Below are 22,695 nucleotides of genomic sequence, written 5' to 3' on the forward strand. Positions count from 1 at the left end.
TCGGGGTGAGGGGTCAGGTCTGGGACGGGTCAGGTCTGCGACCAGGAGCGGAACTGCCGCTGCCCGTACAGGAGCGGCGGACGGGCGTGCTGCCGGGTTATCCGGCGGGCCTCGCCGAAGACGGTGACGTGGTCGCCCATGCGCTGGGTCAGGACCACCTCGCAGTCCGCGACGGTGTGGGCGTCGCGGACGAGGTGCGGCCCGCCCGCGCCGGGCGGCTGGTCCCAGGGGACCAGCGCGAACCGGTCCGGGTTCCCCGAGGCGAACAGTTCGGCGCTCTCCTGACCCTGCGCGTGCAGGAAGTTGACGGAGAACGAGCGGGAGTCGAGGAGGGCCTGGAGGGTGGGGCTCCCGGCCCGGAGGCAGACCAGCAGGGTCGGCGGGTCGAGCGAGACGCTGGTCACCGAGGAGCAGGTCATCCCCCGTGGTTCGCCGTCGAGGTCTCGGGTGGTGACGGCGCAGACCCCGGTGGGGAACTCGCTCATCAGCGAGCGGAAGGAGTCGGGTGACGCCAAGGTGGACGTCGTCGCGGTGGGTTGGGTGGTCATCGGGTACTGCCTTCCGTCGCCAGGACGAGCTGAGGTTCGGCGGAGTCGGTCTGACCGGCCTGACCGGCCTGCCCGGCCAGGGCGGGCGTCGCGCCGCGGTCCCGGCGGTCGAGGAGACCGAGGAGCGGCCCGGTCAGGGCCGTGGTGGCCAGGGCCATCACGACCAGGGCCAGGACCAGGGGCGGGGTCAGGATTCCTGCGCTGAACCCGGCCTGGAGCACGATCAGTTCGGTCAGTCCGCGGGTGTTCATCAGGACGGCGACCCGGCGGGCGTCGGCCGGCGGGCGGCCGCCGATCCGGGCTCCCAGGTATCCGCCGAAGCCCTTGCCCGCGCAGGCGAGCAGGACGGTGGCGAGGATCAGCACCCAGGACGCCTGCGAGAAGCTGCCGTTCAGGACGGTGACTCCGGTGACCACGAAGAACGCGGGCACCAGCAGGCGGCCCGCACAGGCGATGCCGTCCACGGCGGGCGCCCAGGGGGCGTTCGCGCCCTTGGGGATCGCGAAGCCCACCATCGCGGCGCCGACGATGGCGGTCATGCCCATCTTCTCCATGGTGATCGCCACCGCGAGGGTGGCCACCGCCAGCACGACGGCGACCGTGCGCGGGGTCTTCCCGTACGCCCGACGGGCGAGGGGGGTGCGCAGCGCGAACCGGATGGCCAGCGCGCAGACGGCGCCGACCGTGAGCGCGAGCGTCGAGCGGAGGAAGCCCCCGAGGCTCCCCTCGCCCAGGCTGATGGCGAGCATGCACAGCAGCCAGCCCACGGCGTCCACGGTGATGGCGGCGGCGAGCGCGAGCCGGCCCGCCGCGGACTCGCTCATGCCCCGGTCGGTGAGGATCCGGGCCATGACCGGTACGGCGGTGATGGACATGGCCACGGCGACCATGAGGACGAAGGCGGGCAGCGGGGCGTCACCGCGGGCGGCGGTGTCGTCGGTGACGAGGACCAGGCCCGCCAGCAGCACGCCGCTGAGGAGCGGCGGGACCAGGGAACCGATCGCCACCCATGCGGTGGTGCGGCGGGTCTGCGCCCCGGGCCCCGCGTGGAGCTTGTGGGCGAGGCCGACGAGGAAGAGCGCGAGAGCGGCCTTGGAGATGAGTTTCAGGGTGTCGAGTACCGGACCGGGGAGCACGCTCTCGAAGGCCCCCGGGCCCATCATGTACAGCGCCGCCGGGCCGGCCAGCAGGCCCGCCGTGATCTCGCCGATCACCTCGGGCTGGCGTACGAGACGGGCCGCGACGCGGCCCGCCCAGGCCAGCAGCAGGATCACGACGAGGACCGCCAGGACGTGCGCGGTGCGGGTCAGGAGATCGATGACTTCCATTGATTCAGGGCCCTTTCCGGCCGGCGGACCACGGTCACGCGACGCGCATCCGGGCGAAGTAGTCGTAGGCCTTCGGCAGGACCTCGGTGAGACGGCGGGTCTTCTCCCGGATCTCTTCGAACTCGCGCTCCGCGACGCTCGGGTCGGCGAGGGCGAGGGCCGGGGAGGGCTTCAGGTCGATGCCGCCCATGCCGAGGAGGATGCACATGTAGGAGTACGGCGGCAGGCCGTGGTAGTAGGGGTAGACGGTCTCGGAGTCCGGGAGCTGCGTCTTCCACTTCTCGATGCGCGCGGCGAGGGACTCGGGGATGGCACGGGTCTTCGCGTCGCGCCAGTACTGGGTGTCGTTGCGCTTCGCGGCGACGTAGTGCAGGACGAGGAACTCGCGGACCCCGTCCATGACGTGGGCGATGGAGTCGTTGTAGAGCTCGCGCTGGACCGGGTTCCAGTCGTCGCCGGGGAAGTTCTTCGCGAGCTGCTCGATCGCGTGGTGGATGAAGAAGATGCCGGTGGACTCGAGGGGCTCGACGAAGCCGCTGGACAGGCCGATGCCGACGCAGTTCTTGACCCAGGAGTTCTCGCTGCGGCCGATGCGCATGTTGATGTGGTTGGCCGGGACGTCCGCGGCGGCCGGGCCGACGAACTCGCGCAGCGTGCGCTCGGCCTCCTCCGGGGATATGTAGTCCTTGGCGTAGACGTAGCCGGTGCCGACGCGGCCCATCAGCGGGATCGTCCAGATCCAGCCGGCGTCCTGGGCGGTGGCGGTGGTGCAGGGCAGGATGCCGCGGCGCTCCATGTCCATGGGGACCTGGAGGGCGACGGCGCTGTCGTTGGGCAGCGTGTCCTTGTACGAGATGAAGGGGGTTTCGAGGGCCTGGTTGAGGAGCAGTCCGCGGAAGCCGGTGCAGTCGATGTAGAGGTCGCCGGTGATGTCGCCGTGGTCGGTGGTGGCGACGCCGGAGATCCAGCCGCGTTCGTCGAGCTTGACCTGCTCGACGTGGTCGACGATGTGCTTGACGCCGCGCTCGACCGAGTACTTCGTGAGGTACTTGGCCAGCAGGGAGGCCTCGAACTGGTAGGCGTACGGGAACTGGGTCTTGCCCTGGTGCTCGGACATGGTCAGTCCGGCCATCTCGTCCGCGCCCTCGACGAACGGCGAGTCGATGAGCGTGCCGTCGGCCTGGCGCGGGCTGAGGCCGGCGTCGATGACCGAGGCCATCACGAAGCAGTCCTTGTCGAAGCGGTCCGTCGGACCGTTCTGCAGCCACCAGTCGGTGAGCGGGAAGCCGTTGACCGACCGCATCTGCTCGAACGGGTGGTAGAAGTAGTGGCCCTTCTCCCGCCAGTTCTCGAACTTGACGGCGAGTTTGTACGTGGCGTTGCAGGCCGGCATCCAGTCCTTCTCCTTGAGTCCGAGGAACTCGAAGAAGTGCCGGATGTCGCTGAAGGTCGCTTCGCCCACACCGACCGCTCCGACGTGGCCGGACTCGACCAGCGTGACGTCGATGCGGTCCCCGAACGCGGCCTTGAAGTACGAGGCCGTCATCCAACCCGCGGTGCCGCCGCCCACAATCACGATCTTGTTGAGCATCCCAATGACTCCCATTCGCTGACTGATCGCGGATGACCGGAGCCTAGGAAGGGGGCGCGGGCCGGGCACAGGCCTTTAAGTGCTCGGCTAATGTCACAGTCGGGGCACGAATTTCGGACACTTTTTTCGTCCGTCAGTGTCGCGTCAGGGAAGGTCGGCAGTCTGCCGCCACGACGCCGCCACGGCAAGAGCGAAGACCCGGCCATACCATGTGGCCGGTTTTCTGTTGCCCGGATGGTATTTCCCCCGATCGGTTGACCCGGGACAGCATGAGGGCCTGCCGACATCAACGGGGGTTACACAAATGGAAATCAACGTACTCGGTTCCGTATCCCTTTCCTGGGGCGACCGCACTTATGCCATGGCATCGAAGCGGGTTACCTCGCTCCTGACGTTCCTGGCCCTCTCTCCGCGCACCACGGTGACGTCCGACCAGATCGAGGACGAGCTCTGGGCCGACCAGCGGATGACCAACGCCCGCAACGCCCTGCAGGCCAACGTGCTGCGGCTGCGCAAGTACCTGGAGTCCCTGACCGGGGTGAAGGGGACCGAGCTGATCCGCACCGTCGGCAGCGGCTACCTGCTGGACCTGGATCCCGAACGCGTCGACGCGCACCGCTTCCTGCGGCTGGCGGAGACCGGCGCGGCGCTGGTGCACGTGGACCCGGAGCGGGCCATCACCGCGCTGGAGCGGGCGCTCGCGCTGTGGCGGGGGCCCGCCCTGATGGACTCGGTGGACGGGGTACGGATCCGGCTGGCCGCCTCCCACCTGGAGGAACGCCGGATCACCGCCTACGAGGACCTCATCACGGCCATGCTGACCGTCGCGGCGCACCGCATCTCGGTGCCGGAGCTGCGCCAGCTGGCCGTCGAGCACCCCGAACGGGAGCGGCTCAGCGAGCTGCTGATGCTGGCCCTGTACCGGGAGGGCCGACAGGCCGAGGCGTTGGACGTGTTCCACGGCGCGCGCCGCCGGCTCGCCGGAGACCTGGGGCTGGAGCCCGGCCGCGCCCTGAACCGGGCGTACCAGGCGATCCTCGAACAGGACGACGTGCTCGGGGAGCCCCGTCAGGCCCTCGTCTACGCCGGGCGGCGGGGCTGAGACCGTCCCCCGTCTTTCCCTTCCCCTTTCCGTTCTGTCCTTCCGCTGTTCTGCCACTGTCGTCCTGCTGACGTTTCGCAGGTGCCCCTTGCCCACAAGCGGAATGCGGCTACGGTGAATGGACCGGTTCAGTCCTCGGGTTCGTTTCCGCCTGGATATCCGGACCCGATAATCCGGGGACGGCCCACCCCGGCGGCAGTGGACCTGTGGACTGAATTCCCATTTCCGGGAACCGCCGACGGGGGGCAGGACATGGAACTCGAATTGCGTCACGCTCGCATTGTCGTCACGATCAACACCGCCGGGAGCATTTCCGCCGGAGCCCAGGAACTCGGCCTTCCGCAGCCGAGTCTCACCGCACAACTGCGCCGTATCGAAAGGGCGGTCGGCGGCGACCTCTTCGTACGTTCCCGATCCGGGGTGACCCCGACCGAGCTGGGTGCGCGGCTCGTCCCGCGCCTGGCCGACCTGGTCCGCCGGGCTGACGAGGTGATGGCCGAGGCCCTGGCCTCCTCCGGCGGCCCGCTGCGGCTGGGCTGCGCCGAGTGGACGCCTCCGACGTTGCGCGACGCCCTCCAGGCGGCACTGCCGGGCAACACCGTGCAGACGCAGACGCTGGCCCCGGAGGCCGCCGCGGAAGCGGTACAGCGCGGGGCGCTGGCCGCCGCGCTGGTGCCCCGGGTCCCCGAGCCGGCCGACGGCGACGGCGGTGGTGACGGCGACGGCGGCGAGCCCGCCCTGGGCCACGCCCTGATCGTGCGGGAACCGGTGTGGCTGGCGGTCCCGCTCGGCCATCCGCTCACCGCCCGCGAATCCGTCGGGTCGGACGAGCTCGCCGAACTCACCGACCGGGCCGGGCTGGCCTGGGTGCGCTCCTCGCAAGACCACTGGTTCCGCACCGTGGAGCGGCGCGTGCTGGGCGGCGGCGCCGCGCCCGGGCGGGTGCTGCACCACGTCAACAGCCACCAGGAGGCCATGAACTGGGTGCGGGGCATGGACGTGGCCGCGCTCACCACGCCCTCCGGGGCGGTGCCGGGCGTGGCCCTGGTGCCGGTGACCGACACCGAGCGGGTCGAGCTGGTGCTGCTGTGGCGCGGCAACGCCGTCTCCCGCGAGACCCTGCACACCCTGGTCGACACCGTACGCGCGTACTACTGCGGCTACGCCCGCTCGCTGCCGGCGTACTGGTCCTGGATCCAGGAGCACCGCGACGAGTACAGAGAGCTCGGGCGCCACCTGCCGCAGCCCGTCGTCGCCTGAGCCGGCCGGACCTCAGCGGGAGTTCAGCACGCGGTCAGCCGAGACTCGGCAGCGGCTCAGCGGGAGTCCGACAGCGGGTCAGAACGGCGTCAGAGGGCCGTCAGAGCGGTCGGCCAGCATCTGCGGCATGACAACTGCAGCGAACCGCCTCGACGCCGAATCCCGCGATCGCATCAAGGAGATCATCTGCGACATCCTCGAGATCGAGCCCTCGGAGATGAGCGACACCAGCCGCTTCAAGGAGGACCACGAAGCGGACTCCATGGGCGCCATCGAGATCCTCTCCCAGCTGGAGCGGATCTTCGGCACCGACATCGACCAGGCCGAGCTCTCCCGGATGGTCAACCTCTCCACCGTCATCACGGTCGTCGAGGAAGCCATAGCCGCCAAGTCCGAACCGGCCAACTAGGCCACGGCGCGTACGACTACGACGGGAGCGCAGGGTGTACGACGATGAGCGGGCGCCGCGCCGGGTGGTGATCACCGGCCTCGGCACGGTCACCAGCATCGGCCTCGGAGTCACGGCCTTCCTGGACGGACTGCGGTCCGGTCGCAGCGGGGTCAAGCCGATCACGGCATTCGACACGACGGGCTTCGCCCACGCCAACGGGTGCGAGGTCGACGACTTCGAGCCCGCGGACTGGATCCACCGGACCGAGCCGGCGGACCTGGGCCGGGCCACGCAGTTCTCGATCGCCGCCGCCCGGATGGCCGTCGCGGACGCCGGCCTGACCCCGGAAGACCTCCGGGAGCGGAAGGTCCTGGTCTCGGTCGGCACCACCGACGCCGAGTCCCGGGACCTGGACCTGCTCGTCGGTCAGCAGCTGGAGCACGGACCGGAGCACCTGGACCAGGGCGTCGTGCGCCGGGCCCAGGCCGGCCGGCTCTCCAGCGGCATCGTCCGCGAACTCGGCCTCGTGGACGTGGAGGCCCTGACCATCCCGACCGCCTGCGCGGCCGGCAACTACGCCATCGGCAGCGGCTTCGACGCCATCCGCGACGGCGACGTCGAGACCGCGCTGTGCGGTGGCGCCGACGCCGTCTGCCGCAAGACCTTCACCGGTTTCTACCGGCTCGGCACCATCGCCCCGGAGGTCTGCCAGCCCTTCGACAAGGACCGCAAGGGCATCCTCACCGGCGAGGGCGCCGGGATCCTGCTGATGGAGAGCCTGGATTCGGCTCTGGCACGCGGCGCCCGGATCTACGCCGAGGTCCTCGGCTACGGGCTCAGCTGCGACGCCCACCACCCCGTCGCCCCCGACCAGGACGGCCTGGCCCGGTGCATCGAGGTGGCGCACCGCAACGCCGGGGTCAAGGCGGAGGACATCGACTTCATCTCCGCGCACGGCACCGGCACCCACGCCAACGACGTGACGGAGGCGGGCGCGATCCGCCAGGTCTTCGACACCCCGCCGCCCACCATCTCCATCAAGTCCATGATCGGCCACTCCATGGGCGCGGCGAGCGCGCTCGCCTCCGCCGCCTGTGCGCTGGCGATCACCGAGGGGTTCATCCCTCCCACCATCAACCACCGCGAGACCGACCCCGAGTGCGGCCTGGACTGCGTGCCCAACGAGGCCCGCCCGGCCCGGCTCGACGTCGTGCAGAACAACGCCCTGGCCTTCGCGGGCAACAACGCCGTGCTGATCCTCGGCCGCTACGAGGAGGCCGCCTGATGTCCCCCACCCCCCTGGTCATCTCCGGCTGGTCGGCGGTCTCGCCGTTCGGCGTCGGCCGTGACTCCTTCAGCAGCGGAATGTCCGCCGGCCGCACCACCATCGGTGCCGTCGACCGCGAGGTCTTCCCCGGCCCGTTCGCCGAGGGCGCGGTGGTCCCCGATTTCACCGCCGCCAAGTACGTCGGGAAGAAGGGGACCCGGACCATGGACCGGGTCACCGCCATCGCGGTCACCGCCGTCGGCGGACTCATCGACGGCTTCCGCGAGGAGCTGGCCGCCCGCCCCGAGCAGACCGCCCTGGTCCTCGGCACCGGCTCCGGCAGCGTGCAGAGCATCATGGACTTCACCCGGGACGCACTGGCCGGCGAGCGCCCGTACCACGTGGACCCGGCCCGCTTCCCGAACACCGTGATGAACCGGGCCGCCGGGCAGAGTGCCATCTGGCACGGCATCAAGGGCCCCAACACCACCGTCGCCGGCGGCTCGCTGACCGGCCTGCTCGCCCTCGGGTACGCGCTGCGGCTGCACCGCGGGGGCCACTGCTCCCGCGTACTGGTGGGCGCGGCCGAGGAGTACTCGACCCAGCGCTCCTGGCTGGAGTGGCACGGCCGCGACGAGGTGGAGCGCGACACCCCGCTCGGCGAGGGCAGCGCGGTCTTCCTCCTGGAGACCGCCGAGGACGCGGCGGCGGCCGGACGGGGCCCGCTGGCCCGGATCGGCGCCACCGGCTTCCGTGCCTTCCACGAGCCGGACGGGGCCCGGGAGGCCCTGGCCGTCTGTGTGCGCGGCGCACTGGAGAAGGCCGGCGTGGCCCCTTCCGACGTACGACTGGTGGCGCCCCTGGGCTCCGGCGGCCCGCTCGTCCGGCAGGAGGAGGACGCCGTCGCCGACGTGCTCGGCGAGGACGCCGACCCGCGGTGGGTACGGATCCGGCCGCTGGTCGGAGACACCTCCGCGGCGTCCGCCGCACTGCAGTTGGCCGGGGTGCTCGCCGCGGCCGGCGAGCGGGGCCTGGCGCCCGGCGAGGCCGCGCTGGTCACCGGTATCGAGCGGGACGGCCTGGTCGGCTGCGCGGTCCTCACCGGCGGCTGACCTCCCCATACTCCGACGGCCGGCCGGGAGACACCCCCGCCCCGGCCGGTCGTCGGATCCGCACTCCATCACCGAGGAGAACCACGCACATGTCCGCAACCGAACGCCGCGTCGCACTGGTGACCGGGGGCTCCCGGGGCATCGGCCGCCACGTCGTCGCCCGCCTCGCGCAGGACGGCTACGACGTCGCCTTCTGCTACCAGTCCGACAAGGAGGCCGCCGACACGGTGGCCGCCGAGGCCACCGCCGCCGGGGCCCGCGTCCACACCGCGCGCACCGACGTCCGCGACCACGACGCCGTACGGGACTTCGTCCGCGCGAGCGAGAAGGAGCTCGGGCCGCTGCACACGGTGGTGTCCTGCGCGGGGATCGTCCGCGACAACCCGCTCGTGATGCTGGCGCCCGACGACTGGGACGCGGTCCTGCGGGTCAACCTGGACGGCACCTACAACCTCTGCAAGGCCGCGGTCTTCGCCATGATGAAGCGCCGCGCCGGTTCCGTCATCACCCTGTCCTCGGTGGCCGGCGTGTACGGCAACGCCACCCAGACCAACTACTCCGCGACCAAGGCCGGGATCATCGGTTTCACCAAGGCCCTCGCCAAGGAGAGCGGCCGCTACGGCATCCGCGCCAACGCCGTCGCCCCCGGATTCATCGAGACCGACATGCTCTCGGGGCTCTCCGAGGAGCACGTCAAGAAGATGACGGAGCGGATCCCGCTCGGCCGGTTCGGCCGCCCCGAGGAAGTCGCGGACCTGGTCTCCTTCCTCGCCTCCGACCGCGCCTCGTACATCACCGGGCAGGTCTTCGGGATCGACGGCGGCCTCGTCGTCTGAACCGACACACACCCCGAAGGGTTCACCATGCCCAAGAACAAGACGCCCCGCTTCTACTTCTCGCTGCGCAGCCCGTACTCCTGGCTGGCCTACCGCGAGATCACCACCTTCCACCCGGACCTCGCCGAACAGCTGGAGTGGGTGCCCTTCTTCGAGCCGGACGAGACCAGTTCCCGGCTGCTGACGGAGCAGGGCGGCCGGTTCCCGTACTCGGCGATGTCCCGGGAGAAGAACCGTTACGTCCTCCAGGACGTCGGCCGGCTCACCAAGGCCCGGGGCCTGACGGTGACCTGGCCCGTGGACCGGGAGCCGGTGTGGGAGGTCCCGCACCTGGCCTACCTGGTCGCCGCCCGGCAGGGCCGCGGCCACGCCTTCATCGACGCCGTGTACCGGGCCCGGTTCGGCCGCGGACAGAACATCTGCGACCCGGCGACCATCGAGGACATCGCCTTCGAGATCGGGCTCGACCCGCGCGAGCTGGCAGGGGCGAGCGAGGACCCGGAGGTGCGTGCGGAGGGCATCCGTGCCCTGCTCGACGTGTGCCGGGACGGGGTGTTCGGAGTGCCCTTCTTCGTCCACGGCTTCAGCCGGTTCTGGGGCATCGACCGGCTCGACGAGTTCATCGCCCACCTGCGCGACCAGCAGGTGCCGGCCGCCTCCGTCCCGGAGCCGCTGGCCGCGATCGGCCTGGGCGACCGCGCCACGGAAGACGCTCACGCGGGCGGCTGCGGCTAGTCCGGCCCGTACGCGGGCACCCCCACAGGCCCGAACCAGGCCAGGCACGCGCCGGGCACCCCCACAGGCCCGAACCAGGCCAGGCATGCACCGGGGCATCCCCCCAGGCCTGGACGGGGCCGGGTGTGTGCCGGGGCGTCCCCGCAGGGCGTCGAACACAACCACCCTCGGCCCACCGACCCCCCGACACGTTCGACGCCCGAGGAGACGCCCCGGCGCGCGCCCGGACCCGGCCGGGCCGACCCCGGCGGGGCCGACCCCGGCGGAGCCGACCCTTGCCGGCTGGCCCCGGCGGGCCGCCCCCCACACCGCCCCCACACCGGCCCCGCCCCGGCCTGGCCGCCCCCACACCGGCCCGGCCCCCGGCGGGCCCGCCCCCCACACCGGCCCGAGCCGAAGCAAACGGCCAGGCCCGCACCCGACTTCAGCGCGCCATCAGTTCGCTTTCAGAACGCCGTCAGCGCGCGCGGCGACGATCTGGCCCGTGACAGGGCTGACATCGGAAACCTTCGCTAGGGGATAGCCATGACGCATGTTCAGACGGTCGGCGGCCTTCCGCTCACCGCCGGCCAGAAGGACATCTGGTTCGACGCGAAACTCTCTGGCGGGGGAGCCACGTACAACACCGCCATCTACTGGGACATCAGGGGCCCGCTCGACCACGAGCTGTTCCGCACGGCGCTGGAGCGCCTCGTCGCGGAGTCGGAGTGCCTCCGGACCAGATTCACCGAAGTGGACGGCGAGCCCCGCCAGTTCGTCGAGCCGCTGGAGGTGCTGCCGCTGACGGTCACCGACGTCAGCGGCGCCGCCGACCCCGCCGCAGCCGCGCACGAGGCGATCCGCGCCGATCTGCGGGTCCCGTTCACGCTGCCCGCCGAGGGCAACGCGGGCAACGACAACGGCGGGGGCGACGAGAACGGCGGGGGCGACGGCAGCGCACCCGGCCCCCTGTTCCGCCTGAGCGTCTTCACGCTCAACCCCGACCGCACCTTCTTCTGCCTCCTCAACCACCACCTGGTCTCCGACGGCTTCAGCTACGTCATCTACTGGCAGCGGCTCTCCGCGATCTACGAGGCCCTGCTGGCCGGAACCGACCTCGACGAGGGCCGTTTCCCGGCGCTGACCACCCTGCTCGACGCCGAGGCCGGATACGTCGGTTCGGCCCGTGCCCAGCGCGACGCCGCCTACTGGGAGGAACGTTTCTCCGACCGCCCCGAGCTGATCAGCCTCTCCACCGGCGACGCCGAGCCCGCCCAGACCTTCCTCCAGGAGCAGGGCGTCCTGCCCGGGGCCGTCGCCGAGCGGCTGCGCGCCGTGGCCTGGGAGTCCCGCGTCACCTGGCAGACCGTGCTGGTCGCGGCCCTGGGGGCCTACACCGGCCGGATGGCCGGCACCGAGGACGTCCTGCTGTCCGTGCCCGTCACCGCCCGCGTCGGCGGCGACACCCAGAAGGTCCCCGGCATGGTGGTCAACTACCTGCCGCTGCGGCTCGCCGTGGACTCCGCCACCACCCGCACGGGACTGCTCGCCGACGCCTACCGCGCCTTCTCGCAGGCCCTCAAGCACCAGCGGCACCGGGTCAGCAAGATCCGCCGCGCCATGGGCCTGCCCAGTGACGACCGGCGTCCCTTCGGCCCGTTCCTCAACATGATGCCGCAGGTGGAGAAGCTGGCCATCGGCCCGTGCGAGGCCACCATCCACAGCCCGTCGACCGGGCTGGTGGACGACCTGGAGTTCACCGTCGCCGACAAGGGCGACGACGGCATAGGCATCGACCTGAACGGCAACGAGGCCCGCTACACGCGTCCCGAGGTCCGCGCGCACCTCGACCGCTTCGTCTCCTACCTCGACCGGTTCCTGACGGCCGACGCGGAGCGGCCGCTGGCCGGCCTGGAGCTCCTCTCCCCCGGCGAGGCCGGGGAACTCGCCGCCGCGCTCACCGGCCCGGTCCGCCCGACCCCGTACCTGGGCGTCGTGGAGCGGATCCGGGCGCACGCCGTGAGCACCCCGGACGCGCCGGCCGTCACCGACGACACCGGCACCCTCGGCTACGCCCGGCTCGTCGGCCGCGCCGGCGCGCTCTCCCGCCACCTGACCGGCACCGGCCCGGTCGCCCTCCTCACCGAGCCCGGCCGGGACTTCGTCACCGCCGAGCTGGCCGTCCTCGGCGCCGGGCGGGCCTTCGTACCGCTCGACCCGGGTGCGCCGCTGCCCCGTCTGACCTCCCTGCTGCGCGACAGCGGCGCCGGCTTCGTGCTCACCGACGCCGCGCACCGGGACCTCGCCGAGCAGGCCGCCGCGGCCGCCGGCGACGGCGTCCCGCTGCCCGTGCGCGAGATCGGCACCGAGGAGGACGCCCCGGACGCGCTGCCGCCCGTACTCGGCGGCCCGCAGGACCTGGCGTACGTCATCTACACCTCGGGTTCCACCGGCAAGCCCAAGGGCGCCATGGTGCAGCGCGGCGGCATGGTCAACCACCTGCTCGCCAAGGTCGAGGAGCTGTCCCTGGACAGCTCCGACGCGCTCGTCCACAACGCCCCGGTCACCTTCGACGTCACCGTGTGGCAGACCCTGACCACGCTGCTCGTCGGCGGCCGGGTCCGCGCCTTCAGCCGGGCCGAGGCCTCCGACCCCGACGCGCTGTTCACCACGATCGGCGCCGAGGGCCTGACCGTGCTGGAGGTCGTGCCCTCCCTGCTGCGCGCCACCCTCGACGTGTGGGACGCGGCCGGCTCCGCCCCGGAGCTGCCCGCGCTGCGCTGGATGATCTCCAACGGGGAGGCGCTGCCGGCCGAGCTGTGCACCCGCTGGTTCGCCCGCTACCCGGACATCGCGCTGGCCAACCTGTACGGCCCGACCGAGTGCTCCGACGACGTCACGCACGCCTACGCCCCCACGCGGGGCGCCCTCGACGCGATGGCCGCCGCGATCGTCCCCATCGGCCGCCCCCTGCGCAACACCCGACTGCACATCCTGGGCGACGACCTGTCGCCCGTGCCGCGCGGAGTGCGCGGCGAGCTGTACATCGCGGGCGCCGGCGTGGGCCGCGGCTACCTCGGCGACCCCCGCCGTACGGCCGTCACCTTCCTGCCCGATCCCTTCGCCGGGGACGGCTCCCGCATGTACCGCACGGGCGACCTGGTGGAGCTGCGCCCCGACGGGCAGCTCGCCTTCGTCGGCCGCCGCGACCACCAGGTCAAGATCCGCGGCCAGCGCATCGAGCTCGGCGAGGTCGAGTCGGCGCTGCGCGCGCTCCCCGGTGTCGCCGACGCGGTCGCGGCCGCCGTCACCGACCCGGCCGGTCACAAGCGTCTGGTCGGCTACCTGGAGCCGGAGTCCGGCGTCCTCCTCGACACCCCGGCGCTGCGCGCACTGCTCGCCGGCCGGCTGCCGGAGGCGCTCGTGCCGACCGTGCTGCTCACCCTGGACGCGCTGCCGCTCACGGCGCACGGCAAGGTGGACCGCAAGGCGCTGCCCGCCCCGGACCCGGCCGGCCCCAAGGCCGCCGTCCGGGCTGCCCGTACCCCGGAGGAGGGCATCCTCGTCGCAGTGCTGGCCGAGGTGCTGGGCCTGACCGAAGTCGGCGTCGACGACAGCTTCTTCGCCCTCGGCGGCGACAGCATCAGCTCCATCCAGGTCGTCAGCCGGGCCCGCCGGGCCGGGCTGATCGTCACCGCCCGCGACGTCTTCAAGCACCGCACCCCGGCCGCCATCGCCGCCGTGGCCCGGCGCGTGGAGAGCGCCGCCGCGGTCGTCGCCGACGACGGAACCGGCGAGATCGACCCGACGCCGATCTCCGACCGGCTGCGCGAGCAGCTGTCCGAACTCCCGGAAGCGACGCGCGAGTTCGCCCAGTACATCGCCGTCACCGCACCCGCCGGACTCACCCCGGACGTCCTGGAGCCCGCCCTGCAGGCGGTCCTGGACCGGCACGACGTGCTGCGCCTGAAGCTCGGCACCCCGGTGCCGGGCCTGTGGACGCAGGAGGTCCTGGCACCCGGCGCCGTCACCGCAGCCGACGTGGTCACCCGGGTCACCGTGCCCGCCGGCGCGGACCGCGCGGCCGTGCTCGCCGAGCAGACCGCCGCTGCCCGGGCCCGGCTGCGCCCCGAGACGGGCCTGGTCGTGCAGGCGGTCCTGCTGGAGGAGGCCCCCGGCGCGGGCGGCCGCCTGCTGCTGGTCGTCCACCACCTGGCCGTGGACGGGGTGTCCTGGCGGATCCTGCTGCCGGACCTCAAGGCCGCCTGGCAGGCCGTCACCGAGGGCCGCACCCCTGCTCTGGAACCCGTCCCGACCTCCTTCCGGACCTGGGCGAAGGCCCTGTCCGCGGATGCCCGCACCTCCCGTCGGGTGGGTGAACTCCCGCTGTGGAGCGCCCAGTCGGCCGGGGACGCGGAGATCCTGGCCGACCGGCCGCTGGACCCGGCCACCGACACCTGGGCGCACGCGGGCCGGCTCCGGCTGGAACTGCCCGCATCGCTCACCGCCGACGTGCTCACCCGGGTGCCCGGCGCCCTGCACGCCGAGATCAACGAGGTGCTGCTGACCGGTCTCGCGCTGGCCGTCACCGGCCGTTCGGGAGCCCGTGGGACCCGTACCGTCGTCGAGCTGGAGGGCCACGGCCGCGAACAGATCGGGGACGGCCTCGACGTCTCCCGTACGGTCGGCTGGTTCACCAGTGCCTTCCCCGTCGGGCTGGACGTCGGCGAGCTGGACCGGGCCGAGGCAGCGGCCGGCGGCCCGGCCGTCGGCGCCGCCCTCAAGCGGGTCAAGGGCGCGCTGCGCGCCCTGCCCGACCACGGCATCGGCTACGGCCTGCTGCGCCACGTGAACCCGCAGACCGCGGTGGTGCTCGCGCGGACCGCCGTGCCCCAGATCTCCTTCAACTACCTGGGCCGGTTCGCGGCGGGTGACGGCGCCTGGGCGATCGAGGCCGGCGGCGCCGGCCTGACCGCCTCCCCCGACACCCCGCTGCGCCAGCCCCTGGACCTGGTCGCGCTGACCGAGGACCGCCCCGAGGGCCCGGTCCTGGTGGCCGAGTGGACCTGGCCGTCGGGCGCGCTGGACGAGAGCGCCGTACGGGAGGTCGCCGAGGGCTGGTTCGCCGCGCTGGGCGCGCTCGCCGCGTACTCCTCGCGCCCCGGATCGGGCGGCCGGATCCCCGCCGACTTCCCGCTGGTCGACGTGGAGCAGCGGGAGATCGACGCCTGGGAGCAGGAGCCGGCCGGGCTCACCGACGTGCTGCCGCTGTCCCCGCTCCAGCGCGGCCTGCTGTTCCAGGCGGAGTTCGACCGCCAGGGCATGGACGCGTACACCCTCCAGGTCGTCATGGACATCGGCGGCTCGCTGGACGTGGCCGCGCTGCGTGCCGCGGCCACCGCGCTGCTGGACCGCAATCCGGAGCTGCGCGCACGGTTCCGCGAGCGGGAGCAGGGCGATCCGGTGCAGCTGATCCCGGCCTCCGTCGAGCTGCCGTGGACCGAGATCGACCTCACGGCCGGCGCCGATCCCGGCGCGGAGGCGAGCCGGCTGACCGAGGAGGAGTGGCTGGACCGCTTCGACGTGACGCAGGGTCCGCTGACCCGGTTCACCGTCTACAAGCTGGGCGCCGAACGCCACCGCGTCGTGTGGACCACCCACCACATGCTGGTGGACGGCTGGTCGCTGTCCGCCGTCCTCGCCGAGGAGCTCGTCACCCTGTGGGGCAACGGCGCCGATGTCAGCGCCCTGCGCCCGGTGGCGCCGGGCCGCGCCTACCTGGAGTGGTCCGCCGCCCAGGACAAGCCGGCCGCCCGTGCGGCGTGGGAGCGGGAGCTCGACGGGATCGACGAGGCCACCCGGCTCGGCCCCGCCGACCGGGCGCGGGTCTCCGTCCTTCCCGAGACCTACACCGTGGAGCTGCCCGCCGAGCTGACCGGCTCCCTCACCGAATGGGCGACCCGGCGCGGCCTGACCATGAACACGGTCGTGCAGGGCGCCTGGGCGGCCGTGCTGGGCAGCCTCACCGGCCGCCGCGACGTGACCTTCGGCGCGGTCGTCTCCGGACGCCCCGCGGACCTGCCCGAGGTCGAGCGGATGGTCGGCGCGTTCCTGCACACCCTGCCGGTACGGGCGGACCTGGATCCGGCGCTGCCGTTCGAGGAGCTGCTGGCCGGTCTCCAGGACCGCCAGCTCGCGCTGGAGGAGCACCAGCACCTGGGCCTGGCCGATGTGCAGCAGGTCATCGGGATCGGCGAGCTCTTCGACACCGTGGTCAGTTTCCACAACTACCCGGCGGGCGCGCTGGACGCGATCGGCTCGTACGTCCCCGGTCTGACCATGCACGACTGGAAGGCGCGGGTCATCGCCGAGTACCCGCTCGCCGTCGGGGTGTTCCCCACCGAGGGGCAGCGGCTGCGGGTGGAGGCCCAGTACCGGCCGGACGTCTTCGACGCCGCGCGGGCCGAGGTCTTCGTCGACCGGTTCGCCCGGGTGCTGAGGCAGCTCGCCGACGCCCCGAACACCCCGCTGGGCCGGATCGACGCGCTGACCGGCGAGGAGCGCGAGCAGGTGCTCGGCGCCTGGTCGGGGGCGGGCGCGGCCCGCCCGGCCATCGCCGCCCTGGCCACCACGACGTTCGAGCGGTGGGCCGGGTTCTCGCCCGCCAAGCCGGCCGTCTCCCTCGGCGACGAGGAGCTCGACTACGCCGAGCTGAACGGCCGGGCCAACCGGCTGGCCCGGCTGCTGGCCGAGCGCGGAGTCGGTCCGGAGCAGCCGGTCGCCGTGATGCTCCCCCGCTCCCCCGGGCTGGTCGTCGCCGCGCTGGCCGCCCTCAAGGCGGGCGCGGTGTTCCTGCCCGTCGACGCCGACTACCCGGTCGACCGGATCGGTTACATGCTGGAGGACGCCCGCCCGCCGGTCCTGCTGACCGACGCGGCGACCTGGTCCCGCCCGGCGGGCCTGCCCGACCTGGCCGCGTTCGGGGTCGCTCCGCTGCTGCTGGACGCGCCCGAGACGGCCGCCCGGCTCGCGGAGCTCGCCGGGACCGACCTCACCGACGCGGAGCGGGTGGCGCCGCTGCACCCGGAGAACACGGCGTACATCATCTACACCTCCGGCTCCACGGGCCGCCCCAAGGGCGTCGCCGTGGCGCACACCGGGCTGATGTCGATGATCTCCAGCCTCTCCGACCGGTTCTGGCTCGACCACGACGTACGGGTCCTGCAGTTCGCCTCGTTCAGCTTCGACGCCTCGGTCTTCGGCATCATGCTGGCGCTGCTCAACGGCGGCACCCTGGTCATCGCCGACGAGGAGGCCCGCAACCCGGGCCGGCCGCTGGTGGACCTGATCAACGACGCCCGGATCAACCTGGTCGCGCTGCCGCCCGTCGTGGTCGGCGGGCTGCCCGCCGACGCCACGCTCCCCGCGGACCTGCGGCTGGTGGTCACCGGGGAGGCGGTGCCGGCCGGGGTGGTGGAGCGCTGGGGCGGCTCGGTCAAACTGTTCAACGGCTACGGGCCCACAGAGGCCGTCGTCGGCTGCACCGTCGCCGGCCCGCTGGCCCCGCGGGCCGGGCGGCCGCCGATCGGAAAGCCCACGAACGCCCACCGCGTGTACGTGCTCGACCGGAACCTGCGGCCCGTCGCCCCGGGCGTCACGGGTGAGCTGTACGTAGCGGGCGGCCTGGCGCGCGGCTACCTGGCCCGCCCGGGGCTGACCGCGTCCCGGTTCGTCGCCGACCCGTTCGGCCCGGCGGGCTCCCGGATGTACCGCACGGGCGACCTCGTGACCTGGCTGCCCGACGGCGACCTCGACTACCTGGACCGGGTCGACGACCAGGTTCAGCTGCGCGGGATCCGCATCGAGCTCGGCGAGATCTCCTCGGCCCTGCTCGCCCAGCCCGGCGTCGAGCAGGCCGTCGTGGTGATGCGCGAGGACGAGGCGGGCGAGCGCCGGCTGGTGGCGTACGTCGTCGCCGCTTCCGCCGCCGGCCCCGAGGCCACCGCGGTGCTGCGCGAACGGCTCGCCGCGGAACTGCCCGACTACATGGTCCCCTCGGCGGTGGTCGCCCTCGAGGAGCTGCCGCTGACCGCCCAGGGCAAGCTGGACCGCAAGGCCCTGCCCGACCCGGACCTGGGCGCGGCCTCCCGCGGCCGGTCCCCGCGGACGCCCGTCGAGGGCATCCTGTGCGGGCTGTTCGCGGATGTCCTCGGCCTGGAGCAGGTCTCCATCGACGACGACTTCTTCGAGATCGGCGGGCACTCGCTGCTCGCCACCCGCCTCGTCAGCCGGGTGCGCAGCACCCTCGGCGTCGAACTCCCCATCCGTGCCCTGTTCGAGGCCCGGTCCGTGGTGGGTCTGGCCGCACAGGTCGGCCACGCGGCGCAGGCCCGGCCCGCGCTGGCGCCGGCCGCGCCGGGAGGGGAGCGCCCGCTCTCCTCCAGCCAGCAGCGCCAGTGGTTCCTCAACCGGCGCCAGGGCCGCGAGGACGGCTCGTACAACAGCGCCATGGCCTTCCGGCTGCAGGGGAAGCTCGACACGGACGCCCTGCAGGCGGCCCTGCTCGATCTGACGGCCCGGCACGAGGTGCTGCGGACGGTGATCCCCGAGCAGGACGGGGTGCCCTCGCTGCGGGTCCTGGACCCGGCCGCGGGCGCGCCGGTCCTGAGGACCGTGTCCGTCTTCACCGACCAGCTCGACACCGCGCTGGCCACCGAGGCCGACCGGGGCTTCGACCTCACCGAGGAGACCCCGCTGCGGGTGCGGCTCTTCCCGACCGGCGCGGACGCGTACGTCCTGCTGATCGTGCTGCACCACATCGCCTTCGACGGCTGGTCGATGGAGCCGCTGCTCGACGACCTCGCCACCGCCTACCGGGCCCGGACCGGCGGGCGGGCCCCGAAGTGGGAGCCGCTGCCGGTGCAGTACTCGGACTTCGCGGTCTGGCAGCGCGAGCTGCTCGGCGAGCCGGAGGACCCGGACGGCCTCGGCGCGCGGCAGCTCGACTTCTGGCGCGACGCCCTGGCCGGTCTGCCGGAGGAACTGCCGCTGGCGACCGACTTCCCCCGCCCGGAGGGCGGCGGGACCGCCGGTGACACGGTCCTGTTCGACCTGGACCCGGAACTGCACGGCGCGATCGCGGAGATCGCCCGGACCACGGGCACCACCGAGTTCATCGTCTTCCAGGCGGCGCTGTCGGCCCTGCTGACCCGGTGGGGCGCGGGGACCGACATCCCGCTCGGGGTGTCCGTCGCCGGGCGCTCCGACGACGCGCTCGCCGATGTGGTCGGGATGTTCCTCAACACCCTGGTGCTGCGCGGCGACACCAGCGGCGACCCCACCTTCCGGGAGCTGCTGGAGCGGCTGCGGGAGACCGACCTGGCCGCCTACTCGCACCAGGACGTGCCCTTCGACCAGGTCGTGGACGCGGTCAGGCCGGCCCGCGCGCTGGGCAGGCACCCGCTGTTCCAGGTCTCGCTCACCGTGCAGCACGACGGGGTGCGGGTGCCCGAGCTGGTGGGGCTGAGCGCGGAGCCGGAGTACGTCGGATCCGACCAGGCCAAGCTGGACCTGGTGCTGGAACTGTTCAACTGGCCCGGCCGGGACGGCATGCGCGGTCTGCTGACCTTCAGCACCGCGCTGTACACCCGGGACACCGCGGAGCGGCTCGTCGGGCAGTTCCGGGAGGTGCTGCGGGCCGCCGTCGCCGACCCCGAGGTGCGCGTCAGCGGCCTCGACGCGGACCGCGGGGCCACCGGCCCGGCGGCCGCGGCGGTGACCTCGTCCGTGACCACTCCGGTGGCCGAGCCGGTGGCCGACACCCTGACGGAGCTGATCGCCGGCCGGATCGCCGCCTCCCCGCAGGAGACCGCGGTCGGCGCCGGGTCGCGGGCCCTGTCGTACGCGGCCCTGGACGAGCGCGCCGGACGGCTGGCGCAGCTCCTCGTGGAGCGGGGGGCCGGCCCCGGCCGGGTCGTCGCCCTCGCGGTGCCGCGCGCCGCCGACCAGGCGGTGGGCGCCCTCGCGGTGCTCAAGTCCGGTGCGGCCTACGTGCCGGTGGGCGCGGAGGAGCCGAGCGACCTGGTCCGTGAGCTGGTGGAGGCGACCGCCGCGGTGGCCGTCCTCACCACCGAGGGCCTGGCCGGCAGGCTGCGGAGCACCGGGGTGCCGGTCGTGGTCCTGGACCCGGCCGCCGGTGGTCCGGCGGCCGGACCGGCCCCGGCGCGGCTGCCGGAGCCGGGCCTGCCCGCCTACCTGGTGCGCGGCCCGGAGGGGGCGGCCCCGGTCACCCCCGTCAGCCACGCCGAGGCGGCCGCGCTGGCCTCCGTACCGGGCGCGGCGGCGGACGCCGGGCTCTGGCCGGCCCTGCTCTCGGGCACGGCCGCGGGCGCCGCGGACCGACCGGGCCGCGACTGGTCCACCCCCGACCCGTCGTCCCCGGTGGACAGCCCTGGGGAAGCGGCTGCCGCAGCCGCCGTGGCGACCACCGCCACGGACGCCGATCCGGTCGAGGAGACCCTGCTGGGGATCGTCCGCGACGTACTCACCAAGGACGCGCTCACGGCCGGGGAGAACTTCTTCGACGCCGGCATGGACAGCATGAAGTCGCTGCGCGTGGTCAGCCTGGCCCGCAAGGCCGATCTGGGGCTGAGCATCGCGGACGTCTTCGTCCACCAGAGCGTCGCGGCGCTGGCCGCGAGCCTGCGCCCGGCCCCCGAACCGGAGCCCGAACCGGCCCCGGAAGCCGCCGTCCGGGCGCCCGCTCCGGAGGCCATGCGCAGCAGTGCCCGGGGCATGGCCGAGGCGATCGCCGAGGCCGACGGGATCGACCACGTCGAGCACTTCACCCCGATGCTGACCATCCAGCCCGACGGCGACCGCACCCCGCTGTTCTGCGTGCACAGCGGTGTGGGGCTGTCCCTCTCCTACCTGACCCTGGTGCCGTACCTGCACCCCGACCAGCCCGTCTACGCCCTCCAGTCGCCCACCGTGGTGGACGGCGCGGCCCTTCCGGAGACCATCGAGGAGAACGCCGCCGAGTACATCCGGCTGATCAAGGAGGTCCGGCCCGAGGGCCCGTACCACCTGCTGGGGTGGTCGTTCGGCGGGCTGCTCGCCTACGAGATGGCCGTCCAGCTCCGGGCGGCCGGCGACGAGGTGGGCCTGCTGACCGTCATGGACTCCTTCCCCCGCACCGACGCGGTCGACGAGCGCGACGAACAGGTACGGCTGGGCTGGCTGATGGAGGGCATCGGCCACCAGCGGGACGAGTTCGGCGGCCGCCGGCTCGTGCCGGACGACCTCTACGAAACGCTGCGCCGGGACAACAGTCCGCTGGCCCGGATGGGCCGCGAACGGCTCGGCCGGGTGGTGGACCTGATGGGCCGCCACCAGCTCCTCAACACCCGCTACAAGCCGGGTGAGTACGCGGGGGACGTCGAACTCTTCCTCGCCGAACACTCGCCCTGGGGCGAGGTGACCGACAAGGACGTCCTGTGGAAGGAGTTCATGACCGGCTCCGTACGGGTGCACCGCATCGACTGCGCCCACGACGACATGCTGAACCCGGAGCCGCTGACCGCCATCGGCCCGGCCCTGCGGACCGCCCTCGACGCCTGGAAGGCCGGTAACCGGTCATGACGACGACCCTTCCGCGCCCCGAGGCGGACCCCGACAAGACCGACAAGACCGCCGTGGCCGCCGCCACCGGCACGCCGCGGATCGCGGCGGCCGGGCCGGCGGGGTGGCGGACCCTGCTCACCGAGACCGGCGCCGTCCTCGGCCGGCGGCTGCGCCGGATGCGGCGCGCCCCCGGCCGCTCGATCGGCATCGTGCTCAACCCGATGCTCTCGCTGATCATGCTCGGCTACCTCTTCCGCTACTCGATCCACCTGCCGCAGGGCGGTGACTACGTCGAGTACGTCTTCGCCGGTGGCGCCGTCCAGGTCGGCCTGGCCTGTGTCGGCCCCACCGCGGTCTCGCTCGCCCTGGACATGCAGGGCGGGCTGGTGGACCGGTTCCGTTCGCTGCCCATCAACCGGGCCTCGATACCGCTCGGGCACACCGCCGCGGACTGGATCGTGGGCATGGGCGGGCTGGGCACCACCATCCTCATCGGCCTCGTGCTGGGCTGGCGTTCGCACACGGGGATCCTGCCCACGCTGGCGGGCTTCGCCCTGATCGCGGTCTTCATCTACGCGATGCTGTGGCTCGGGGTGCTGCTCGCGCTGACCCTGCGCAGCGTCGAGACGATCAGCGTGGTGGCCCCGTTCATCGTGGTCGTGCTGCCCTTCCTGTCGAGCGCCTTCCTCTCCCCGCAGACCATGCCGTCCGCGCTCCGCCCGCTCGCCGAGTGGAACCCGGTGACCGCCGTCATCGCGTCCTGCCGCGATCTGTGGGGGAACCCGGACACGCCCAGCAGCGGGTTCGCGGGCACCCATCCGCTCGTGGTGGTCTCGGTCACCCTGACCGTGATCTTCGTGACCTGCACCGTCGTGAGCCTGCGGCGTTTCCGTACGGCGACCAACTGACACCCCCCGTCGAAGA

12 protein-coding genes are annotated in these 22,695 nt (G+C 73.0%); 9 read left to right on the plus strand and 3 right to left on the minus strand.

The window, feature by feature from the left end; all coding sequences use genetic code 11:
* Positions 1-29 precede the first annotated feature (29 nt).
* The 3 genes from OG625_RS40500 to OG625_RS40510 are packed head-to-tail and all read right to left on the minus strand — an operon-like array spanning position 30 to position 3,467.
* Positions 30-548, minus strand: a complete 519-nt coding sequence (locus OG625_RS40500; protein WP_329391677.1) for a flavin reductase family protein — start codon at positions 546-548, stop codon at positions 30-32.
* Positions 545-1,876 carry a cation:proton antiporter gene (locus OG625_RS40505; RefSeq protein WP_329391679.1) on the minus strand — a complete coding sequence of 444 codons (1,332 nt, stop codon included), beginning with the start codon at positions 1,874-1,876 and terminating at the stop codon, positions 545-547. Before OG625_RS40505 ends, OG625_RS40500 begins: the two co-directional genes overlap by 4 nt.
* 34 nt (positions 1,877-1,910) lie before the next feature.
* Positions 1,911-3,467: a tryptophan halogenase family protein gene (locus tag OG625_RS40510; protein ID WP_329391681.1), complete on the minus strand. Its 1,557-nt coding sequence runs from the start codon at positions 3,465-3,467 to the stop codon at positions 1,911-1,913.
* A gap of 361 nt (positions 3,468-3,828) precedes the next feature.
* Between OG625_RS40510 and OG625_RS40515 the strand changes: the two genes are divergently transcribed.
* The 9 genes from OG625_RS40515 (at position 3,829) to OG625_RS40555 (ending at position 22,679) form a co-directional block, all read left to right on the plus strand.
* Positions 3,829-4,569: an AfsR/SARP family transcriptional regulator gene (locus OG625_RS40515; RefSeq protein ID WP_329391684.1), complete on the plus strand. Its 741-nt coding sequence runs from the start codon at positions 3,829-3,831 to the stop codon at positions 4,567-4,569.
* A gap of 252 nt (positions 4,570-4,821) precedes the next feature.
* Positions 4,822-5,829: a LysR family transcriptional regulator gene (locus OG625_RS40520; RefSeq protein ID WP_329391686.1), complete on the plus strand. Its 1,008-nt coding sequence runs from the start codon at positions 4,822-4,824 to the stop codon at positions 5,827-5,829.
* A gap of 127 nt (positions 5,830-5,956) precedes the next feature.
* Entirely contained in the window at positions 5,957-6,238 is a 282-nt protein-coding gene (locus OG625_RS40525) for an acyl carrier protein (protein WP_329391688.1), read from the plus strand.
* Positions 6,239-6,272: 34 nt separating this feature from the next.
* Positions 6,273-7,505, plus strand: coding sequence for a beta-ketoacyl-[acyl-carrier-protein] synthase family protein (locus tag OG625_RS40530; protein ID WP_329391690.1), 1,233 nt, complete (start codon positions 6,273-6,275; stop codon positions 7,503-7,505).
* Positions 7,505-8,599, plus strand: coding sequence for a beta-ketoacyl synthase N-terminal-like domain-containing protein (locus tag OG625_RS40535; RefSeq protein ID WP_329391693.1), 1,095 nt, complete (start codon positions 7,505-7,507; stop codon positions 8,597-8,599). The genes OG625_RS40530 and OG625_RS40535 overlap by 1 nt, the downstream gene beginning before the upstream one ends.
* Before the next feature lie 89 nt (positions 8,600-8,688).
* On the plus strand, positions 8,689-9,435 hold the full coding sequence (gene fabG, locus OG625_RS40540) for a 3-oxoacyl-[acyl-carrier-protein] reductase (RefSeq protein WP_329391695.1): 747 nt from the start codon (positions 8,689-8,691) through the stop codon (positions 9,433-9,435).
* Between the two features lie 27 nt (positions 9,436-9,462).
* The gene (locus tag OG625_RS40545; protein ID WP_329391697.1) at positions 9,463-10,170 is read left to right on the plus strand and encodes a 2-hydroxychromene-2-carboxylate isomerase; all 708 of its coding nucleotides are present in this window, start codon (positions 9,463-9,465) and stop codon (positions 10,168-10,170) included.
* A gap of 525 nt (positions 10,171-10,695) precedes the next feature.
* Entirely contained in the window at positions 10,696-21,789 is an 11,094-nt protein-coding gene (locus OG625_RS40550) for a non-ribosomal peptide synthetase (RefSeq protein WP_329391699.1), read from the plus strand.
* Entirely contained in the window at positions 21,786-22,679 is an 894-nt protein-coding gene (locus OG625_RS40555; RefSeq protein ID WP_329391701.1) for an ABC transporter permease, read from the plus strand. The genes OG625_RS40550 and OG625_RS40555 overlap by 4 nt, the downstream gene beginning before the upstream one ends.
* Positions 22,680-22,695 lie beyond the last annotated feature (16 nt).

This window comes from Streptomyces sp. NBC_01351 (genome assembly GCF_036237315.1).
Lineage (GTDB): Bacteria > Actinomycetota > Actinomycetes > Streptomycetales > Streptomycetaceae > Streptomyces.